The organism is Salipaludibacillus sp. CUR1 (assembly GCF_021028955.1).
Taxonomy (GTDB): Bacteria; Bacillota; Bacilli; order Bacillales; family Salisediminibacteriaceae; genus Salipaludibacillus.
The window spans coordinates 1-21,816 of record NZ_JAIWPE010000040.1 but is presented as its reverse complement, the minus strand read 5'-3'; the positions used below and the strand labels follow the sequence as shown (position 1 = coordinate 21,816).

Annotated in this window: 11 protein-coding genes; 5 read left to right on the top strand and 6 right to left on the bottom strand. The window is 44.8% G+C overall.

What is annotated here, in order from left to right; all coding sequences use genetic code 11:
- The 5 genes from K8O68_RS09280 to K8O68_RS09260 all read left to right on the top strand — a co-directional run.
- A partial coding sequence (locus K8O68_RS09280; protein WP_230896619.1) for a hypothetical protein occupies positions 1–353 on the top strand: 353 nt, incomplete at its 5' end.
- A gap of 104 nt (positions 354–457) precedes the next feature.
- Positions 458–736, top strand: a complete 279-nt coding sequence (locus K8O68_RS09275; RefSeq protein WP_370640509.1) for a heterocycloanthracin/sonorensin family bacteriocin — start codon at positions 458–460, stop codon at positions 734–736.
- 151 nt (positions 737–887) lie between these two features.
- On the top strand, positions 888–2,831 hold the full coding sequence (locus tag K8O68_RS09270; RefSeq protein WP_230896617.1) for a putative thiazole-containing bacteriocin maturation protein: 1,944 nt from the start codon (positions 888–890) through the stop codon (positions 2,829–2,831).
- The gene (locus K8O68_RS09265) at positions 2,831–4,771 is read left to right on the top strand and encodes a TOMM precursor leader peptide-binding protein (protein ID WP_230896616.1); all 1,941 of its coding nucleotides are present in this window, start codon (positions 2,831–2,833) and stop codon (positions 4,769–4,771) included. Before K8O68_RS09270 ends, K8O68_RS09265 begins: the two co-directional genes overlap by 1 nt.
- Before the next feature lie 24 nt (positions 4,772–4,795).
- Positions 4,796–6,382 (top strand): SagB family peptide dehydrogenase, encoded by a 1,587-nt coding sequence (locus K8O68_RS09260; protein ID WP_230896615.1) that lies wholly within the window; start codon positions 4,796–4,798, stop codon positions 6,380–6,382.
- 109 nt (positions 6,383–6,491) lie between these two features.
- Here K8O68_RS09260 and K8O68_RS09255 read toward each other — a convergent pair whose 3' ends face one another.
- From K8O68_RS09255 to K8O68_RS09230, 6 genes are all read right to left on the bottom strand, one after another.
- Complete coding sequence (locus K8O68_RS09255) at positions 6,492–10,145, bottom strand: peptidoglycan-binding protein (protein WP_230896614.1); 3,654 nt, start codon at positions 10,143–10,145, stop codon at positions 6,492–6,494.
- Positions 10,146–10,271: 126 nt separating this feature from the next.
- Positions 10,272–14,309, bottom strand: coding sequence for a peptidoglycan-binding protein (locus K8O68_RS09250; RefSeq protein WP_230896613.1), 4,038 nt, complete (start codon positions 14,307–14,309; stop codon positions 10,272–10,274).
- A gap of 469 nt (positions 14,310–14,778) precedes the next feature.
- Positions 14,779–16,479 carry an ulvan lysase-like protein gene (locus K8O68_RS09245; RefSeq protein WP_230896612.1) on the bottom strand — a complete coding sequence of 567 codons (1,701 nt, stop codon included), beginning with the start codon at positions 16,477–16,479 and terminating at the stop codon, positions 14,779–14,781.
- Between the two features lie 83 nt (positions 16,480–16,562).
- Positions 16,563–18,146, bottom strand: a complete 1,584-nt coding sequence (locus K8O68_RS09240; RefSeq protein WP_230896611.1) for an acylphosphatase — start codon at positions 18,144–18,146, stop codon at positions 16,563–16,565.
- A gap of 102 nt (positions 18,147–18,248) precedes the next feature.
- Positions 18,249–19,838 (bottom strand): ATP-grasp domain-containing protein, encoded by a 1,590-nt coding sequence (locus tag K8O68_RS09235; RefSeq protein WP_230896610.1) that lies wholly within the window; start codon positions 19,836–19,838, stop codon positions 18,249–18,251.
- Positions 19,839–20,110: 272 nt separating this feature from the next.
- Positions 20,111–21,691, bottom strand: coding sequence for an ATP-grasp domain-containing protein (locus K8O68_RS09230; protein ID WP_230896609.1), 1,581 nt, complete (start codon positions 21,689–21,691; stop codon positions 20,111–20,113).
- Positions 21,692–21,816 lie beyond the last annotated feature (125 nt).

Below are 21,816 nucleotides of genomic sequence, written 5' to 3'. Positions count from 1 at the left end.
TTTGTAGAGGATTGGGAACAAGTATTGGTCTCTCCTCTACAATAGGAGCTTTTTTTGTGTTTGTAAACTCAAAATTACATTATATTCCATTCATGCAAGGCTACTGGGTCAGACCCCCCAGTAATTACCAAACACAAAAACCGCCCTCGGGCGGTTTTTTATTACCTATTATATATCCATCCACCTTTTTACCAGCTATCCCCTTGACCCATTTTCCAAAAATCCTGTTTTTTCTTCCCCAATATCCTGCGGGATCACCGATGTTTCTAAAATTAACGCCTCGACTATGCCTTCAAAAAGATTTGGGCAATCAATTCAGTAACAATCACCTAAATGGAATCATAGTGTGTTGAAGAGAGTAAGCGAAATGTCTGATGTTTTTTTTATGAGCAAGGTAATTAATAATTTCCTTGAACTCTCCCGTCAGGATTAACCTGAAAATTAAAGACAAAGGAGAATGAAAATGTATAATTACCAAAATCAATTGCAAAATTTGGAAATGGATCAATACCAAGTTGGTGAGTTAAACCCTATGGAGGTTAACAGTGAAGATTCACGCCAGCTTGGTGCGTTTGGGGGCGGAGGCTTCTTTCGTTGTGGCGGTTTTCAATGTTTTCGCTGCTTCGGCTGCTTTTTTAACTGTTTTAACTGCTTCAACTGTTTTAGATGTCATAACTGCTTTAGGTGCCATAACTGTTTCAGGTGTCATAACTGTTCCCGCTGTTATGGAAGTTAACCTTTCTTTAAAAAAATTTAATAATTTCATGGATAAAGTGTCCCTGCATCATTATCGCAGGGGCATTACTTTTTTAGGTAATCATATGGGACAAATAAAACTACATAAAATAGTAGTGCGTGATTTGTATTGATGAATAAGGAGGAGCTGAATGACCAAACTTAACGCTTCCGCACGTCTGAAGGTAAATAAAGATACATTTTATATACCAGACCAAGAAGGTGGTGTGTATTTTAGAAATAATAAAAGCTCCTTTCGTCTAAAAGGAAGTACCATTTACCAGTGGATTGAAACACTGATGCCGATGTTCAACGGGGAGCAAACATTGGGAAAATTGACCGAGGGGCTAACAGCTCCGTATAAGAAAAGAGTTTATGAGATTGGAGAAACATTGTATGAGAATGGCTTTGTACGGGATATAAGCCAGGATCAGCCGTACCATTTAAATCCTGCAGTTTTGGAAAAATACTCTTCGCAAATTGAATTCATCGAAAATTTTACCGATTCTGGGGCGTACCACTTTCAAGAATACCGTCAGGCAAACGTTTTGGCTGTCGGAGCAGGTCCCATTCTAGTGTCATTAGTAAGTGCGTTACTCGAATCGGGACTTCCTAAATTTCACTTTATGGTAACGGAATCACTGCCTGCAAATCGGCCCCGTATCCATGAACTGGTGCAGAAGGCGAAAAAAGATGACTCCGAGGTTGAGGTAATGGAGGTTACTTTTGAAGAAGGAGAGAATGCTTGGAAACAAGCGGTGCAGCCTTATGATTGGGTTCTGTATGTGTCACAGGATGGGAATGTCAGTGAGCTAAGGAATCTTAATTTCGCATGCAAAGAAGAAGGTAAGGTATTTCTCCCTGCCATCTGTTTAGAACAAGCAGGGCTGGCGGGTCCAGTCGTTCACCAAGACTCAGATGGATGCTGGGAGTCTGCATGGCGCCGCCTTCATCAGTCTGCCGTTCAAGATGATCATCAGCCTGCCAATTTCTCTTCAACTGCCGGATCGATTTTGGCAAATGTCATTGTGTTTGAATTTTTCAAGAGAGCTGCTGGAATTTCGAGTTCAGCTCAAAGCAGCCAAATTTACCTGCTTAATCTTGAAACACTGGAAGGAAAATGGCTATCGTACCTCCCGCACCCGTTGGTGACGTCCAGTGCTTTAACGCCCGCGCTGATTGATGACCTTGATGCGAGGATTAAAAATGAGACGAACAGAAAGACTTCACCCAGTAAGCTGCTGGAATATTTCAGCCGATTAACTTCCGAAGAGGCAGGAATTTTTCATTCCTGGGAGGAACGAGATTTGCCTCAGCTTCCTCTGGCTCAGTGTTATGTTCAGGCAGTTAACCCGATAAGTCCCGGTCCTGCAGCACTTCTTTCAGAGGTGGTTTGTGCTGGTTTTACACATGAGGAAGCAAAAAGGCATGCCGGGCTGACTGGCATTGAAATGTATGTGTCACAGTTGATTGATTCGCATGCAAAGGGATCAAATCAGAACGACTCGCTTATACAAGAAGGGTTTATAGGCATCGGTGCAGGGCAAACAATTGAAGAGGCTGTCTGCCGGGGACTGCAAAACTATTTAAATGAAAAGCTGAGTGAAAGAAAGGTGGATCAACCTAACTTGCATTTTGAACTGCAGCTGGAATCAATAGACGATCAGCAATGCAGATACTATTTAGATGCGCTGACTACCTTAAATGGGCCGCCGGACATCGATTTAATGGAAAACATTCTAGGCTTCCCTGTTATACGGATAAAATCAAATGGCCAAACGTACCATAGGGCAGGTTTAAATATAACGCTGGCCTTACGACAGACATTGAAACAAGCTCATTTAAATACGCCAAACGAGGCCAATTCACTGGTAAGGGATGAAACTGTGCCAGCCGGCTTTGCTGATAAAAAGAGAATCCAGCTTAAAATTCCTTCTTGTGATGGAATGACTCAATTAGAGATCTTGCAATCTTCCATCCAGATCTTAAAACAATACAAAAAACGTTTAGTTATTTATGACCTTTCATTCGAACCTTTTTTAAAGCATGAGCTGGCAGGGGTGTTTGGTGTACAGGTGCGAGAGGGGGACTGCTGATGGCTTCCCTGATTGTAATGAATGGAAGTGGTTTATTAGCGGATGTTGTCGATGATCACTTATCCGAAAACTATCATATAAAGCGGCAAAGTATAGGAGAAGCCGTTCCAGATGAAACAGAATTAGCTCTCGTACTCCACGATTCCTGGTATCCCTCTGTTCACCAAAAAGCGGAAGAAAGTTTCAGAGAAGCAGGTATTCCATGGCTTCGGGGGTTCATGTCGTTTGGAGAAGGAATCATTGGTCCATTTGTGCGCCCCAATACACCGGGATGTTCTGGTTGTGCTGATATGCGGCGTATGATAGCGGGGCCTGATCGCAAGGAAATGTGGACGTTTCAAAGGGAATTGCCGGCAGAAGAAGGGTTACATCAAGATGCCTGGGCATCACGTACCGGGCTGTCGCATATGGCCGCGTTGATCAGCCATGCGGTGCAACAGATTCTTCAAGGAGAATCCAGCAGCTTAGAAGAAAAAATATCAATTACAAACATGAAAACGTTAGCGACCTCAATGCACATTTTTTTGCCTGACCCAACATGTCTGATGTGCAGTTCATTACCGGATGATACTGCAGAATTAGCTAAAATTCGGTTAGAATCCAGTCCTAAAATCAAGGAGAGCGTTTATCGGAGTCGATCGATGGATGAATTAAAAACAGGGTTAGTCAAAGATTATCTCGATTATCGTACTGGGCTCATGAATGGAAAAATGCAGGATCTCAGGCTTCCTTTTGCTGATGTGTTAGTGAACTTGCCGATGTTTGGAGGAGACGAGGGCGTAGCAGGGAGATCTAATTCCTATGAAACGAGCGAGCTGACTGCCATATTGGAAGGTTTGGAACGATACTGCGGGATCGAAGCCCGGGGAAAAAGGACAGTCGTTCATGATAGTTATAATCATTTAAAAGATTGCTCACTAAATCCTGAAAGTGTTGGGGTTCATGAAACGGAGCACTATAACAAACCTGATTTTCCGTTTAAACCTTTTAAGCCTGATGAGCCAATGAATTGGGTCTGGGGTTACTCGCTGCTGGAAGAGCGTCCGATTCTAGTGCCGGAGTTACTTGCCTACTATAGTTTGGGCTGCGGAAATGGCTTTGTGTATGAAACGTCGAACGGGTGCGCCTTAGGAGGAACATTAGAAGAAGCCATTTTCCATGCGATTATGGAGGTGGTCGAGCGGGATTCGTTCTTGTTAACCTGGTATGCCAGGCTCCCCCTCCCGCGGCTTGATCTTCGTTCAGCTGATGATACAGAATTACAGCTGATGGTCGACCGTTTGACTGAAGTTACCGGTTATGAGCTTTATTTTTACAATTCAACAATGGAACATGGGATTCCAAGTGTTTGGGCAATCGCAAAAAACAAAAGATCCAAAGGCGTCAACATCATTTGTGCAGGAGGTGCAAACCCGGACCCTGTCAGTGCTGTAAAAAGTTCGATTTACGAGCTTGCAGGAATGATGTTCAGGGATGATGAAAAGCTGGAGAAAAACCGGAAGAAATATAAAAAGATGCTTAAAGATCCGTTTGCAGTACGTACCATGGAGGACCACGGGATGCTGTATGGTCTCAAAGAAGCCGAAGAACGACTGAATTTCTTATTGGATGATCACCGTCCTTTACGAACGTTTGCTGAGGAATTTAAGGAGCCGCCGGCCACTACTGATTTAAAAGATGATCTGCAGGATATTCTTCAGAAGTTCCGCCGGTTAAACCTTGATGTAATTGTGGTGGATCAAACAACACCTGTCACTGAACGGAATGGATTATACTGTGCAAAAGTATTAATCCCCGGCATGCTGCCAATGACATTCGGGCATCACCTCACCCGTGTGAAAGGGCTGGAAAGGGTCCTCACGGTACCTATGCAGCTGGGCTTTGAGAAGAAACCGTTAGGGTATGACCAACTTAATCCATTTCCCCATCCATTCCCGTAATGGAAGAGCAGGAGGGTAAACGATTTGGAGCTGGATACTTTTCTATATCAACTGCATTTTGAAACGGATAAAACCTGCCCCCCAGACTGGGAGGTAGATTGGGAGAATGCGCCGCTTCCCTATAAATTGTACCGAGGTTTACCTGAGATTGCTCTTAATACCGAGGTGCCTTTAACACTTAAGAAGAGAGAAGATGGTCTAAACCCCAGTCTTCAAGAGCTTGGTCATTTCTTATGGTATGTTTACGGTCTCACTCAATACTCTCAATCCGCTTTTATTGATGGAACGAAGGAAATGAATGTGAGCTTCACGCAGTCTTTACGGAGGTTTGTTCCCTCTGGCGGGGCGTTGTATCCTAATGAATTATATGTGTATGTCAAGCTGGATGACGCTCCCGAAGGAATTTATCATTATGATGTGGCGCATCACCGTCTTGTTTTGTTGCGGGAAGGAAATCACGATTCCTATTTAACCAGAAGCATTGACACTAGCCTTTCTGCTTCAGAATGTTTTTGCACCATTTTTGTCTCGACCGTTTTTTGGAAAAATTTTTATAAATACAATAATTTTTCTTACAGACTTCAAGGATTAGATGCAGGGGTGGTCATTGGGCAATCATTAGAAGCAGCTCATCGGATGGGGTTCTCTTCAAAGGTATATTATCAATTTCTTGACCGGGCTGTTAATCATTTACTTGGGTTATCTGATCAGGAGGAAAGTGTCTACGCGGTAATTGGCTTAAGTATGGAATCAACACTTACTGGTGCTGCTGGCAACGATCAAAAAAGCGACCAAATCGTTTCTGCCTCTGAATTGTGCCGGGAAGTTCCAGAATTGACTCATCATTCCTATAACCGTTCAAAGAGAGTCAGTGATTATCCGATGCTGAGAAAGCTTAATGACGCCTCGATATTTGAAACAACGATGTCATTTGTAAAACTAAAGAAAAATAGCAAGAAGAAACTTCCATTAGATACTGAGATGGTTTTGCTACCATTTGCAGAAAGGTTATCGTTCGATTTCGCCTCTGTTTGCAGGAAGCGGTATTCTCCTGAGAGCGATTTTACTTTAGAAAAAGTAAACCAGACACAATTATCTGCTTTATTAAAAGAGACCTTTTCTTTCTCTTATCAGAATGATCTTGACGATAATAAGGGGCAGATCGAGACTCGTATCTCTTTATATGGCAGTCTTTATAATGTAGAGGGAATTCCTAATGGTGCCTATTCTTATGACACTGACACTCATGTACTACGAAGAATTTCGAAGGGGGATTACCGGGAGTTGTTGCAATATGGATTAACTCTCCCTAATGTCAATATGTATCAAGTGCCACTCTGTTTGCATCTCGTTGGAGAGAAGGATCATCTCAAGGAGATATTAGGGTATAGAGGATACCGAATTCAGCAGATGGAAGCGGGCATTCTTGTGCAGCGGCTGCTCTTAGTGTCGTGCGCTTTAGGAATGGGAGGGCATCCATTGCTGGGGTTCGATGTAAAGCAATGTGATGACCTTTACAGAATCGATTCGAAAGGAAAAACGAGCCTGATCCAAATTCCCGTCGGCGCATACCGTTCACGCGCCTGGTTAAAAGGGAGTTTACTCAGCTAAGTAAAGCAAGCAAATAAATAAGGGCATGGAGACCGATCTCCATGCCCTTGTTTAATGTTTAAGCGATTTTAAGGTCATCACTTCAGCGATCAATCTCCCACGTTTTTTTCTATCTATAAATCTTATTTAACGTCACGCTGTCTCCGATCCCGTTCGCTATGAGATTGTGTTGCTGCTGGAATTCCTTTACGACCCCTGCGGTGACTGGTCCGTAGTTCTCTGAGGGTGACTCAGGGAAATTTCCGAAGCCGAGGCTGGTCAGCTGCATCTTCATCTCGCTGATTTCAGGAGCGCTTTTCCCGTCCTGGTAGACCGTAGTTACATTTCTGTTCAGCACGTCCAGTGTCCGCGCATTCACAACACCTGTTGCAGGCAGGCCGTAATACGCCTGAAAGTCTTTGACGACACCGGATGTGACAGCTCCGTACCGCGGCGATGGACGGTTTGGAAAATTACCGAAGCCTAAAAAGGTTAAGTCCTGTTTCAATGCTCTGATTCCTTCCATGTCGTCGCCGTCTTCAAAAACAACTTGAAGCAGCTCATCTATTTTTTTCATCGTCACAAGATCAGCTGTTCCAGTGACTTGTAAGCCATTGTCGGCCTGAAAGTCCTTAACGACCCTTTCCGTCACAGGCCCGTAACGGGTGGACGGGCGCTCCGGAAAGTTGCCGTACCCAAGGGCCGTCAGCTTCTGTTTGAAAGGACGGATATCAGGGTGGTCATCCCCGTCCTTAAACGCTGCCTGGAGCAGTTCCTCAATTTTTTTCAAAGTGATTGGGTTTGCCGTCCCGGACACACGCAATCCATGCGAGTCCTGAAAGTCGCTCACAACCCCGCTGGTCACCCGCCCGTACCGGGTGGATGGATACTCAGGGAAGTTCCCGAATCCGAGAGCCGTTAAATTCATTTTCATTTCTCTGACTGCCTTGCTGTCATCCCCATCTTTAAGCGACTGCGCCCATTCTTCATCCATTTTCCTGAGAGTGACATCGTCTGCCATTCCGTTGACGGTTAGCCTGTAATGTTTTTGGAAGTCTTTCACTACAGACGATGTCACAGGGCCGTACCTGTCAGACGGGCCTTCCGGGAAGTTTCCGAATCCTAAGTGTGTCAATCTCACTTTAAGCTCTGTAATAGCCGGATCGGCATTTCCATCCATAAAGATCGTGCTCAACAGCTCGTCTAATTTATTAAGCGTGTCTTCATCCGCTTTTCCTGTCACAGGCACGGAATAATACGCCTGGAATTTTTCAACCGTCTTTTCTGTCTCATCCCCGAAATAATCTTCAGGATCTCCAGAAGTCTCAAAGCCCATTTGCGCCAGGCTCTGTTTAAGCTGCTTAACGCCTTTACCCTGATCCCCTTTTTGATACAGGCCGGACCAGTTGACGAGAAAGCTCTCTTTTGCCGCATTACCTGCACGGTCCGTTACTTCAATCGTCACCGTCGTTTCTCCCGCTTTCAGTTTGTTCGTCACAGCGAAAGAGCCGTCGTCTTCAATCTCCAGGTCACCATTTCTGTAAACGCCGCCGCTGTTCTCAAGGGTATAAGCGCCGGATAACGCCTTGGATGCTTCCCCTTCGTCTGAAAAATAGGAAGTGATTTTTCCAGAAAAATGGTTGTCTGAAAGATCTTCAGCCTGCAGTTCAATTTCCGGATTCACACTGTAAACGTGCACGACTACATCTTCCAAAAAATAATGATGCTGGCTTGTATAAGCTTTTACTTGAATCGTGTATTTGCCGTCAGCCACTTTTTCTGTGCCGCCGGACGCCTTGTCTGTGTATGTCAAATCCCAATTAGAAGATTTTCCTGAGCCGCCCTCTGCAAATGGAGATATAATTCCGATTTCCTCGCTGCTGTCTTCATTTGCCAGCAGAAGTTCCGTACCGTAAACTTCTTCCGTCAGCCCAAAGGTTACTTCCACACTTTCTTTCCCGCTGTTAAAGACGTCCGGTGTAACAGCGGCCGATTCAATGACATTAGACACGGTTCCAATTTGGACTCCGAAAGGCAACGTCAATTCCGGGTGCCCGTCAGCCGACAAGGTCAAATACCCTTCATAGTAGCCGGGCTCACTTGTATGTTCACCTGTCAGAACAACCGGCATCTCTGCCGTTCCTCCGGCTTCAACAGAGATACTTTCCGGTATATCGAGGCTTACTCCCTCGTTGCCCATAGACTCTTTAAGAAAGTACCAGGACACGTCATATTCCACCGGATGGTTACTCGTGTTTGTCAGATCGAGCGTTTTCTCTTGGCTGTAATAGCCGCCCATTTTAACTGATCCGAAATTGAGGCTTCCTGTCCTGTGAACCAGTTCTTTATCTTCTTTCTCTTGTCTGTACCGAATAGTGTCCTGTACAGTCGCGGTCACCGGTGTTTCCAATGCTTTCATAGCACGGACCGCTCCGGAACCAATTTCATTCACCCCGCCCTCGTCGATTAAAGCGCCTGTGTTCATCATTTTCGCTTTAATGTCCTGAGGTGTCTGGCTCCTGTCTGCTTCAAGCAGCAATGCCGCGATCCCGGTAATGTAAGGCGCGGCCATACTCGTGCCATTATAATATCCGTAAGCCTGACTGTAATCATCTGTGTTCGCCCGTGATAAAGACGTGGCGGAATATACACTGTAGCCCGGGGCTATAATATCCGGCTTAATATCGTACGTTCCGTTTACAGGTCCTCTTGCAGAAAAGGGTGCGAGGCTTTCAGCGCCGTTTCTAAGGGAAGCCGCACCCACTGAAATAGCGCTTGCCGCTGTCCCCGGGTCGCCTACTGTCAGCGGCCCAGGTCCCTCATTACCATTGGCTGCGACGACTATCATTCCGCTTTTGACACTTTGATTAATTGCTCTCGTCAACGGAGTATCTGCTTCGTTAATATTGCTTGATAAGGAGAGGTTTAAAATGTCCAGCTCATCTGCGGCCGCCTGATCCAGCGCCTTTATAAGATCCGCCGTCCGCCCCCGGTCATTATTGTCTATGACACGGTAAACATAAAGGTCCGACTCGAAAGCAACCCCTTTAACACCTTTGTCTTCTTCCGAACCGCGGCCCGCAATGATCCCGCTGACGTTCGTTCCGTGTGTCGTTGTCACAGACCCGTGGCCTTCGAGCGGCGTCGTCTGCCCGTCGTTAACGTAGTTTTTCCCGCCTTTATAGGCGTCTTCAAGATCAGGGTGATGGTAATCAATTCCGGTGTCAATGACTCCGATTTTAATGCCGGCCCCTGTTAAACCAAGGTCCCATAATTGGCTAACTTCTATTGTCTTATTCTCGTCATATGTCGGTTCATAGTCATCGTCATCCTCATAAAGCGCTTCGTATTCCTGATCCGGATAGACGCCTGTTACCTCATCAAATTGCGCCAGTTTCTCAATGTCCCCGGCGGATACTTCCATGCTGAACCCGTTAAATATTTCTTCAAACCGTTCCAGGGCGCTGTAGTCAATGCCTTCATTTTCGAGGTAATCCAGGAACGCTTCCGCTTCATCCTGAAGTTCTTTTTCAGCTGCCGCTGTCTCAAAAAACGTGTTGTTTTCATCTGCCTCTGATTTTTTTACAGCTAAAGGAGTGTCAGTCAATTCAATAATTATATTAATCCGGCCGGATGAGTTTATATCGATCTGTGAATCTATGTACGGGGACGCGTCCGGCTTGTCTGAACCTGCCGCCGCTGCCGTGCCGAACAGCACTGCCCCTGCTAAAATAACGATTATTGCCCACAAACCTGCCAGTTTTAAATGAATACCTGTTCTCATCTGAACACCCTCTTTTGAAAAATTAAAAAACGCAAGAGTTCTTTAAATAGAACTCCTGCGACAATTATACTTTATTTTTTTCACAAAAACTCATAGTTTTTCACAATTGTGAATTAGTACCTAATTTTACCTTTTATATTCTGGTACTTCCAACGGCAGATACGGGTTCTCAATCTGGTCATACAAACGTTTGATCATACTTGTCTGTTTATGAGCCCATCCAATATCTGTCGCATACTGGAAAGCAGACGATCTGCCGAAGCTTGTGGTACTTCTGTTCACTGCTGCTTCGTGGAAATCCGGATCCCAGCGCATCTTATAAAGCGTGTCCTGCCCTCTTCCAAGATAGCTGCTGGAAATGAACTGGGCGCCGCCTCTGATTGACGCTTCAGGTGTGAACCACCCTTCACGGAAGGCCCTTACTGATCCTCTTGTATAAGGATCACTGTCCACCGCTTCAATGCCGAACATGTTATACGTTTTTCTTAACGTGATGCCGTTCGTATTAAAATTGTCATTTCTTGTTCTCACCCAGCTCCAGCGGTTATTTCTGTCATTATAAACTCTTTCGAGAATATACGTCGCTTTTCCGTTTGATGTCGGCCGGATAGATACCCACTTGTTTGTGCTGATCTGGCCGACTTCAATTGAACCGTTAGACAGGATGGATGTTCCGTGCCCGGTTTCAAGAAGCGCGTGGGCAATCAGGTAAATATCATTGACCCCGTTTCTTTCCGCAGCGTTTTTAAACGTAGCACCTGTATTATGAAGGATGCCCCTCCCGTTTAAAATATTGTTCAGCTGCGCCGCTGATACTCCGGAAGTCTGTGATAACTTTAAGAATTGGTACATGTCTCTGCTGGAAGGATCAAGTGAGAGGTTTGACGGATCCAAGTACCTCTTCACATCTTCTCTCTTAGCATTTTTCCAGCCGCCCCCGTATAAATCTGTTTGAGGACCAAGATTCATTTGCCTGTCAAGCATTTGCTCAATCGTCATATTGTACGAGCGGACATGCCCCGTGCCGCCCTGCTTATCGAGCTCTGAATTGATCTTCATTAAAGTCACTGAATCGCCTATTCCGTTCACAACAAGCTGGTGATGAGCCTGAAACTCTCTTACTACGCCAGCAGTCACTGAACCGTAAGAGTTGGAAGGGCTACTCGGGAAGTTACCGAACCCCAGTCGTGTTAAATTCAGCTTCAAGTCTCTAACACCCTCATGGCGTTTGCCTTCCTGATAAGAAGAATCAAGGACTTCATCAATATAATCAAGCGTCGCCCGGTCTGCTTTCCCTGTTACTGACAGTCCGAAATAGCCCTGAAACACTTTAACGACACCTTCTGTCACAGAACCATAACGGTTAGATGGACTGCTCGGGAAGTTGCCGAAACCCAGTTTCGTAAGATTCTTTTTCAATTCAACGATTTCATCTCCTGCATCTCCAGCCTGATAAGGGGCAGGAAGACCACCTGACACCTCGCGGATAAATGTTTTACTGACATAAGCAGGTGATGCAGTAATTGATGAATGGCTGATACGGTACCACTGGCCGGTATCTTCCAATAAATTGACTTCCGTTCCGTTAGGAAGCGTGCCAATAATGCCGTAACCCGTTCCTGGCCCCTGACGGACATTAAGATTTGAGGCAGTGACGACGCCATTCCCAAGGTCAGGAAGGAGGCTCTCAATTTTTGCAAGTGTAACGGAATCTCCTATCCCGTTTACTACAAGGTCCTGTGATTCCTGGAATTCTGAGACAACACCTGAAGTCACTGAGCCGTAACGGTTGGACGGACTGCTCGGGAAGTTGCCGTACCCTAACTGTGTTAAGTTCTGTTTAAATGTTTTAATATCATCGTGAGCCTGACCGTCGCGGTAAATGGTATTCAGTTCCTGCTTCAGCCGGTCCAATGTACGCTGGTCGGTTCTACCGTTAGCCCTTAAACCATAGTACTTTTGAAAATCTTCAACTACTCCCATCGTTACAGGACCGTAACGGTTAGATGGACTAGATGGGAAATTGCCGAATCCAAGCCTTGTTAAGTCTATTTTCAATTCACGGATCAGGTCGCCAACATCTCCATTTTCAAAAGGAAGCGATAAATTGGCATTATGGTACTCAGTCGTCCGTTCTTTCAGGCGCTCAATTGTAATCGAGTCGCCTATTCCATTCTCGACAAGCTCCTCCGCTTTCTGGAATTCAAGGACCACGCCTTCCGTTACAGGACCGTAGCGGTTGGACGGTTCTGCAGGGAAGTTACCGTAGCCTAACCTTGTTAAATCCTGTTTGAATGAAACTATATCCGTATGGGCCTGGCCGTCACGGTAGATCGTGTTCAGTTCGGCAGCGATACGGTCATAGGTGGCCTGGTCTGTCTCGCCTGTGGCGCTTAATCCATAGTACTCCTGAAAGTCTTTAACGACTCCCATTGTCACCGGACCGTAGCGGTTCGACGGGCTTGATGGGAAATTGCCAAACCCGAGACGGGTTAAATCCTGTTTTAGGGTAACGATATCATCTCCGCTGTCCCCGTTTTCATAAGGCAGTGTCAAGTTGGCTGTCGCATACCATTCTTCTAAATAGCGTTCTTCCAGAAGTGCGACTGTCACTGAATCACCGATCCCGTTAACTCTCAGATTTTCACTATATTGAAATTCTTTAACGACGCCTTCTGTCACAGGGCCGTAGCGGTTCGACGGACTTGATGGGAAATTCCCGTAACCTAGGACTGTCAGCTTCTTTTTCAGCTCAACGATGTCCTCATCGGCCTGGCCGTCACGGTAGATCGTGTTCAGTTCCGCAGCAATCCGGTCATATGTTTCCTCATCTGTTATACCGGTTGCATTTAATCCATAATACTTTTGAAATTCTTCAACGACTCCCATTGTCACCGGACCGTAGCGGTTCGACGGGCTTGATGGGAAGTTGCCAAACCCGAGACGGGTTAAATCCTGTTTTAGGGTAACGATATCATCTCCGCTGTCCCCATCCTCATAAGGCAGCGCGAGTGGTTCCTCCACAGTCATCAGCGACATGCTGAAGGCTGAAGAGTCCGTTTCCTCTGAGTCCTCGAGGTCTTTTTCTTCTCTCTTTTCCCCGTCTTTATCAGACTCAGACTCCAGGCTTTCCTCTTCTGATTTTTCTGCTTCTTCAGTTGTTTCTTCAGAAGCGTCCTGGTTTTCATCAGCAGCTGGATCGCTTTCGTCTATTTCTTCTGTTTCTTCTTCAGAAACATCCTTGCTCTCCCCAGCTGTGTCACTTTCTTCTGTTTCATTACTTTTCTCTTCAGCTGCCTCTTCTTTCTGCTCAGCGTCTTCCTCATCTTTTACTGAGTTTTCTTCTTTACGGGCATCTGATTCAGAGGACTGTTCCTTGTCTTCTTCAATAGACTCTTTGCTGTCCTCTGTGTCCGGAGACTTGTCTATTTCTTTTTCATCTGTTTCCTTCTCACCAGGTTTTTCTTCAATCACAGTGTCTTCTTCAACTGCTTCCTCATCAGTGGACTCTGATTTTCCAAGTTCTTTACCAACTATGTGTTCCACGTCGTATTTCTCAACAAGTGACATGAGAACCTCGAGGGTTTCTTCATTAATTGCTCCTGTGACTTCAAGCTCCTCTGTTTCCTGGAACTCTTCCACAATCTGCTTTGTCAGTTGGCCGAAATACGGAGAGGGCTCCTCCGGGAAATTTCCGTATCCTATAAATGAGAGAGTCATTTTCAGATCAGCAATTTCCTCAGACTCATCGTCAATACTGTAAAGAGTGTTTAATTCGTTTTCTAAATAGTCTGCCAGCAGGTTTTGAGTCGACTCGTCATATTCTCCTGTCGTCTCCAATTCATGTAAACTTTGAAACTCTGTAACTGCATCTCTCAGTTGTTCATCAAATTGGGCGTCCAGTTCCTGTTCTTCTTCCAGTTCATAGAAACCGGCCAGGATCAGTCTCTCTTTGAGAATGATAACTTGTGCGTCCTCATCTCCCTCCTTTAATGGCAGTTCCCGGGTTTCTTCTTTGTCCCGGTCAGGCACATCATCGTCTTCATAAAAATATTTTTCTTCCTGGGCCGAAACCTGGCCCCCGCTTATAGCTCCGAAAGAGCTGAAAGCAAGAAGAAAACAAATGAAGAGAATGAAAGACCTTTTCAGTTTTTTCCTCACCACTTATTCATCACTCCTCTCCATCGTGTATTATATCGGACAATATCTTAAAATTTAAATACTTTTTTAGATAATTTTGGTTATTTTTCGACATCCCTGTCATTTTACTATATTAGTAAAAAATTATATTATAGGTAAGCCACTAAAAAACCCAAAGCTAAATAACTTTGGGTTTTGAAATATATCTTTTATTCACCGTAATTAGCGGGTCTGTAATCCCTCGGCGACCTGTTTTTCTTCAGTTCTGCACTGACATGCTGTAAAACTTCTTCGGTTAGCTCGCCAAATAAAGGCTTTTGGGCTGCCAGCTGATAAAGCCAGGTGACTCTCGTAAAATCTTTTTCATCCACAATAACAGGGAGAAACGTCCCGTCATCAGCAACTTCGCAGCTTATTCTGTCTGAATTACATAAGAAAAAAAGATCTCTGGTCAGGAGAGATCTTTTTCTTTATTACAATATTAGTTTTAAGGTCAATTTTTTTGACTGTCTAATATTTTCACTAAGGCAATACAGCTTGAGATATTGTGCTGGGTAAAGTCATTCCTGAGTTCGATGGCCCTAAATTTATTATGGAAAGCTCCTAAACAGAGTTTCTTTTTCTCAAAATACATCACTTTTTCAGGAGTCAGCTGCATTTGCAGCTCAAATTTCACAGTCTGTTTAACAGTTTCCTTAATTTTTTCACTCAGTTCGTCATCTCCGGTCAGCTTTGCGAGCTGATAAACATTCGTTATGCCTTCTGTCTTACAAGCAACGGGAACAGATTTAGGTGTTTTTCCTTCCTGGGGAGGGAGTCCGCCCTGCCATTCCTCTTCGTAATCCTCGCCAAGAAACTGGGAAGATACAATGGATTCCGCCATTAACTTCGCATGATCTAGAAAAATGTCTCTTGGACGGTATTTGTAAATGGCATTAATGCCATACAATAACCAGTGGTCATGATGGACCGTTTCCAAGGTTGCTCCTTTGTTCGGGACCGTCACCAAGTATTCAGTTGCTTTTTCTGCCACATCAAGCCATTCTTCATTACGGTCCAGTTCATAAAGTCTTACTAAACCTAAAATGGCTTCTCCAGTATAAAAGTTTGACCGGAAGTCTGTAATTTCCTTCGTACTGAATATCTGCTTATGGATCGAGAAATCGCCGTTATCTTTTTGCGTTTCTTTTATCCATACGGCAAGCCCCTGCATGATCGGCAAATATTTTTCATCCTTTTTGAGCTCTGTATACTTGGCAAAGGCCACAATAGCCAGGGCGTTGCCTCCAAGTTTATTGACATCTCTTTCAACCAGTACTTGGGCGCTTTTACCGTTCACTTCGACTGGACTGACCTTATCTGCCAGAAATTCAAGTGCGGACTCAACATTGTCCATTAGAGATTCGTCAGGCATGAGCTCATAAGTTTCCAGCATGGAATAAGCTGTTCCGGCGTGGCGGAGAATATTATACTTGTTTTCTTTTACATCTGTGGCCGGATTGTAAGTGTAGATAAATTTCCCTTTGTCGTTAACAACTTTCTGGAAATAATTATCTTTTGTCAGTTCAATGGCCTGTAAGAGATCCTCTTTTGACAGGGTGTTAATAACCCGATGTCCTCTGTATAATTCCTCAACGTCACTTCCATTTGTATAATAGGATTCTGCCGTAAACTTATACACATTTTCCAATTCGGATTGATTAAATAAGTCAGTGTCAGATTGAGGCAGCTGATTATTAAAAGCTGCTCTGAGATGATCTGGAACCAGCTTATTTTTTTCCACAACGTCATATGCTTCTACTTCCTGTGGAGACAAGGCAGTTTCAAAGTTTTGATCGAAAGCAAGGCCGTTTACACCTTTATTATAAATAATTTTGCTGTCCTTAAGAGAAAAAGGCCTCTCTTTATTAATGGGAGTCACTTTATTTAAAATATCTAATTTGAGGTGTTTTGGTTTAAATTTAAAAGGCCTGTTTGCCAGATATTTTTCTAAAGCCTCAGTGACAGCTTCAGTTGCTGTGCTGCCTTTTCCTTTTATTACATAAGCGCGGGATTTGTTATCACTGACTGATAAAAACACCACATTTTTCCCGTCTATTTGTAAAAAATCACTGCCGGGAACCTGGTTCCCTTTTAAAATTTGAGCATCTTTATTTAGTGCTGCTTCAAATAACACCTTCATAAAATCTTTCATCCGAATGGATCCACCTCTCACTAATAAAAAATGATATATAAATCGTGTTAGAGAAATAATCCCCCAAAAAATTGGGGGCTAAACTAGCGTTTCTTTGCTATTTTCTTAAGAATATCAAGAGCTTTTCTCACAGGTGCCGTAATCTTCCACGACGTGCTGTTGATAATCTGGTCATACTTTCTGGCAATCTTCTTATATTCGGCCTTACTGAGGTTACCATAATCTTTGGATTGCAGCTTTTTCTTGGCTGACATTGTTCTGAATCCAAGCCTGATCGGTTTTGTCCATTCCTCTTCGATAATAGCATGGACTTCCGCCTTTTCAGGACCTCTCATACAGACATTTTTAAACTTTTCTACCAGTTTTTTGTCAGGGGATGCCACCACTACAGAAACCGAGCCGTCCGCTTCGTTTTTGGCAAAGCCATTCAGGCCTCTTTTCAGCGCCTCCCGCTTAACCCACTTGCGGTATCCAACCTTCTGCACTTTTCCGGTCAAGGTGTATTTCTTTCCATAAAGCTTGCCTTTAGGGGCTAGAGGAAGTTCAACCATCGCAGCCGATCGTGTTTTTAACGGTTCTACAATACTATTAAAGTCAAAATATAACGTCGAGCGTTCATCATTCGCTGTTTCAGGGAAATAAAAATCTATAAATTCTTTTGCAAAGTCCCTCGGCGTCCCTTCCATCGGGAATAAGTGTCCGCCTAATCCCGGACGGGAATTGACTTCAATGACGACGCCTGAGCCGTCTTCATCATTCACGATGATGTCCACACCGCTTTGGGCTAACCCCGGAATCGCTTTCGTGGCGTCTCTCGCGATTTTTTCCAGTTCAGGTGACAAGTCATTTGTCACGTCGACAGAGTCTCCCCCGTTCGACAGGTTGCTTTGGACTCTGAGAAAAATCCGCTTGTCCTTTTCAAGGACTGAGTCAAGTGTATAGCCTGCCTGCTCAACCATATAGACCACTTCTTTATCGATGCGGATCATACGGCTGGTCAGGTGAGGATTTTTCTTTCTGAAAGCGTTCTTGCTTGCAATTAACTGTCTGATTGTCTGCTTGCCGTCACCGACAACGTTAGCCGGGATGCGATGCATCGCTCCTAAGACACGGTCTTCAATTACAATGACCCGGAATTCTTTCTCACCAGGTACGTGGGTTTCAACAATTACTTCAGGGTATTCCAGGTCTTTTCTGACATACGGAATCGCTTCCTTCAGGACATCTTCGTTCTGGACGTTTGCGAATACGCCTTTCCCGCCGTTTGCGCTGACCGGTTTTAATACAAGCGGATACCCTAATGAATTAGCATATTCCAGAATCTCTTCGTCCGTCGCTTCAGGAGAAAACTTTTTCCCCTGCGGCACTGGAACGCCTGCTTTATATAAGTATTTCTTTGTTAAATCCTTATCATCGCAAATATCAAATGCTTCTTCAGTTACTTTGTCGCCTTTCGATAAGGCAAAATGGTGCTCCCGGTCTTTGTACTTTAAACTGTAACGGACTTTCAGCTTGTTCTCTTCGTCGAATGCACTGTAAAATCTGAGCCTGATGCCCCGTCGCCAGCCTTCGAGAGCCACGGTGTACGTACTTATTCGTTTGCCCTGCCCGGCTTTAGGCACGGCATCTTCCAAGTGCGGCAGCCATTTATACTTTGTATCAGTCACGGTGAATCCTCCATTTTCAAAAATGATCTATTTTTCTCTATGTCTCATTCTACCTGATTTTTTGCAAAAAAATAGTTTTAATTTATCTAAAAAAGTCGTTTTTTACCTTTTTATCACTTTTCTAAACGGGCCGGCGGCTTTTGATAATGCCTGTTTCCTGAAGTTGCCGAGCCGCCTTTCAGCACGGTTAATATCTTTCATAAGCAATTCATATTCGTCCAGTTTCTTTTCACGTTCAATCATAAAGTCGCCTCCGTCCAGGACGCCCTTTTCAAGAATATCAAAGCGGGCACTGATCGGGCCAGCTGTATCCTCGGTGTGCACTTTTAACGGCCCGGCTTCATTAAGAATCTTTAAGAGAGAGCGGACAGCCTCTTCAACTGCCTCCTCTGACGGGTGCCCTAAAAGAAACTGAAACTGTTTGCTGCTGTTTATTTTAAAATAACCTGAAAAGCTCCCGGAAAGAAGAAAGTCTTTTACTTTGCTTTTCAGTTGTGTCATCGGACTGGCCGATGTAATCATCACTTTTTTTAAATTGAGCTCTTTCCCCGGACAGGGAGCCATCTCCACTTCATCAGCCAGGTTCTGTTTCAGCACATATTCACTGTCTTTCATCCTGAAAAAAATGTTTGAGCCACTCGTAGAAATGTGCGCTGTTTCTGGAAAATAGTAATCGATAAGGGCTTTAGGAATATCTCTCCCCTTCCCTTCAATGGGAAAAAGGTGAGAGCCAAGCCCCGGCCTTGTATTCAACTCTATAACAGCAGCTGTGTTATTTTCACGGTCGACAATCATATCAAGCCCGCAATGGGTTAACCCGGGTACCGCTTTAACCGCAGCGGCTGCTATATCTTTCATTTCTTCTGTGAGCGTATCCGTCACATCAACAGGGTCGCCGCCTGCGGATATATTGCTTACACGCTTCAAGAGCACCCGCTCCCCTTTTCCTGGAACGGTGTTTAAAGTGATGCCGAGTGCGCGCGTTGTATTATAAAACTGTTTATCGAGTTTAATCGGACGGTTGTACAAGTGCGGGACCACTTTTCTTTCTTCATTTTTCTCTTCAATGAGCTGGCCAATCGTTTTCTTGCCGTCTCCAATGACATTGGCAGGCAGCCTGTTCACCGCTCCCAGTACTTGTCCTTCCAATACAAACACTCTGTATTCTTCACCTTTAACGAATTTTTCAATGATCACATCTTTAAAGTGAAGCTGCTGGCGGACATAGGCTAGTCCTCTTCTGAGCTCTTCTTCAGAAGTGATATTAACGATGACACCTTTACCGCCGGACCCATTGGTAGGTTTCAGGACTAGTGGAAATCCGATTTTTCCTGCTTCTGAGACGATGTCATCATCCGTGCGGTCGTCACTGAATTTTAACCCGCGCGGCACAGGAACGTTCTCTTTTAACAGCGCTTCATAAGTTAAATGTTTATCATCGCAGATGCGCTGCGCTTCATCTGTAATTTTGTCGCCTTTCGACCCTTGAAAATGGTGTTCCCTGCCTTGATAGGCAAGGGAGTAGCGGAGGTGCCTTTCATTATCGTCTCCACGTTCCATATAAAATTTCAAATCGAGGCCTCTTCGCCAGCCTTCAAGGGCGATCGTATAAATACTAATCTTTTTTTGGGTCGCCTCAACTGGAATAGCATCGATGAGGTGCGGAGGCCAATTAAACTGACCGGATTCCATAAGCATACCTCCGTTACATTATCTTATATGTCTTTATTTAAAAGCCGTTTATTTGCCTGGCTCTTTTAAAGGGAAGTGTTGATCTTTAAATACACTCGCTTGTTTCCTGCGCCGCTCCGCTTGCTCGTCACACGAAAAGATCTGCCGCGGGCAAGGCTTCAGCTAATCGGGGAAAACCACCCCGATGGATCTTCAGCTCTTGCTTTTCCCGCAGGCGTCTCGTAATTTTAAAATCAACAAAGTATATTAACAGAGCCTTCTACTTCATGATGTTAACGGGAAGAGCGGACCCGTGAGTAAACGTTTAAACCCGTCAGCAAGACTTTTCTTTTTAGCCTGAGCCTTTTCAGCTTTTTATTTATCTTGTGTAAATCAACCCGTCTCTGGTGGTTGGGCTCGACGATTCTGAATCCCTGTTTGAAAAAGGTCGGGGACACTGACACAGTGTCTTCTGTGAGAGAGCCGTCGCCGGTCAGTTCCTTTGCTTCATTTATAAAGTCGTTAAGCTGCTCCGGTGTGCCGGAAGCCGCAGCTAACTCATAGTTATCAGATGAGCGGTATTTTAAGTATCCTTGAATATTCCGCTTCACTGCTTTTTCTGTCAGGCGTTTTTTAACTTCTAACCAGTTGAGAGGCCCGCTTACCGTAAACATGCGGGTGCTAACCGGCGGGGTTGGCGGGGCAGGCACTTTCACAGCCACGGCTATTTTCTTCTCCAACGGGAGGAGCGTTTCCTTAAAGTCGGGATAAACATGCCTGTTAGCTTCTTTGATAGCCTTGGATTCGGGAAAGTAATAATCAATAATTGCTGAAGGGATATCCCGGCCTTTTCCCGTCATTGGGTATAATAATGAGCCGATTTGAGCGGTTGGATTCACTTCAATTACTTTAGCTGCCTCGTTTCTGTTTCCGTCTGCCGGAACGATAAGATCCACGCCGCCGTGCGGAAAGTCAGGGAATGCTTTTAACGCGTTAACCGCAACCATTTTGACTTCTTCGGGAAGGACGTCGAGCCTGTCAACCGGATCCCCTCCGAGTGAGATGTTGCTTGTTTCTCTTAAAAAAATAACCTCACCTTCCGCTGGTACTGTCTGGAGCGTCCTGCCTCCCGCGGTTAAGTAGTGTTTGACCTGCTCATCAACCACAATAGGACAAGTGGCTAATCGTGGGTTTTTTTTCCGCTCGCTGTTCTTGCTGTTTATTAATTGTTCAATTGGTGATTTCCCATCGCCTGTAACGTTTGCAGGCACCCGTTCAATCGCCGCTGCCGCCTTTTTACCCACCACATAAAGGCGATATTCCGTCCCGGGAACATACTCTTCCACTATGACATCCTTGTAGCCGGATTTTTCCCTCACTTCATAAAGGGCATTCGTAAGTTCCTGACTGTTCTTAAGGTTTGTGTAAACGCCTCTTCCGAAACTTCCGTCTACCGGTTTTAACACGACTGGGTACCCTGTCTCTTCTGCGTAACTGATCACCGACTGATCGGAGTCGGCAGCGGTAAACTTCTCCCCTGAAGGCGCCGGAACACCGGCCTGCTTCAAAATATCGCGGGTCTGCTGCTTGTCAGCCCCGGCTTCAACTGCCTGATTAGATACTTTATCGCCTCGGGAGCGGAAAAAATAATGGGTCTCTGTCTCTGAAGATAATGAGAACAGTTTGCCGGGTTTATGGACATACCATGTCTTCATGGATTTAAATGGGGCGGCCTCACTGCTGTGCCACTTTAAAGTTAAGCCCCGCCTCCATCCTTCAAGAGCGAGCGCATATCCGCAGAGCAAATGGCCTTTCGCTTCCTCCATGACCTGGGGAGGAAGGTGGGTGAGCCAGTCATATTCCTTTTGTGTCATCGTTCCTTCCTCCTCGTATATTATATTTAAGCCCATAATTGAGCTTATAAATTTCTTTACACCCAAGGCTTTTTGATTGGGCGTCTCAAGATATTTCTAGATAATGATCTTAGGATCATTTGGGA

Coding starts and splice junctions, on each gene's coding strand:
- K8O68_RS09245 (WP_230896612.1), bottom strand. CDS start 16,479: ATGAAAGATTTTATGAAGGTGTTATTTGAAGCAGCACTAAATAAAGAT.
- K8O68_RS09235 (WP_230896610.1), bottom strand. CDS start 19,838: ATGGAATCCGGTCAGTTTAATTGGCCTCCGCACCTCATCGATGCTATT.
- K8O68_RS09255 (WP_230896614.1), bottom strand. CDS start 10,145: ATGAGAACAGGTATTCATTTAAAACTGGCAGGTTTGTGGGCAATAATC.
- K8O68_RS09265 (WP_230896616.1), top strand. CDS start 2,831: ATGGCTTCCCTGATTGTAATGAATGGAAGTGGTTTATTAGCGGATGTT.
- K8O68_RS09230 (WP_230896609.1), bottom strand. CDS start 21,691: ATGACACAAAAGGAATATGACTGGCTCACCCACCTTCCTCCCCAGGTC.
- K8O68_RS09270 (WP_230896617.1), top strand. CDS start 888: ATGACCAAACTTAACGCTTCCGCACGTCTGAAGGTAAATAAAGATACA.
- K8O68_RS09275 (WP_370640509.1), top strand. CDS start 458: ATGAAAATGTATAATTACCAAAATCAATTGCAAAATTTGGAAATGGAT.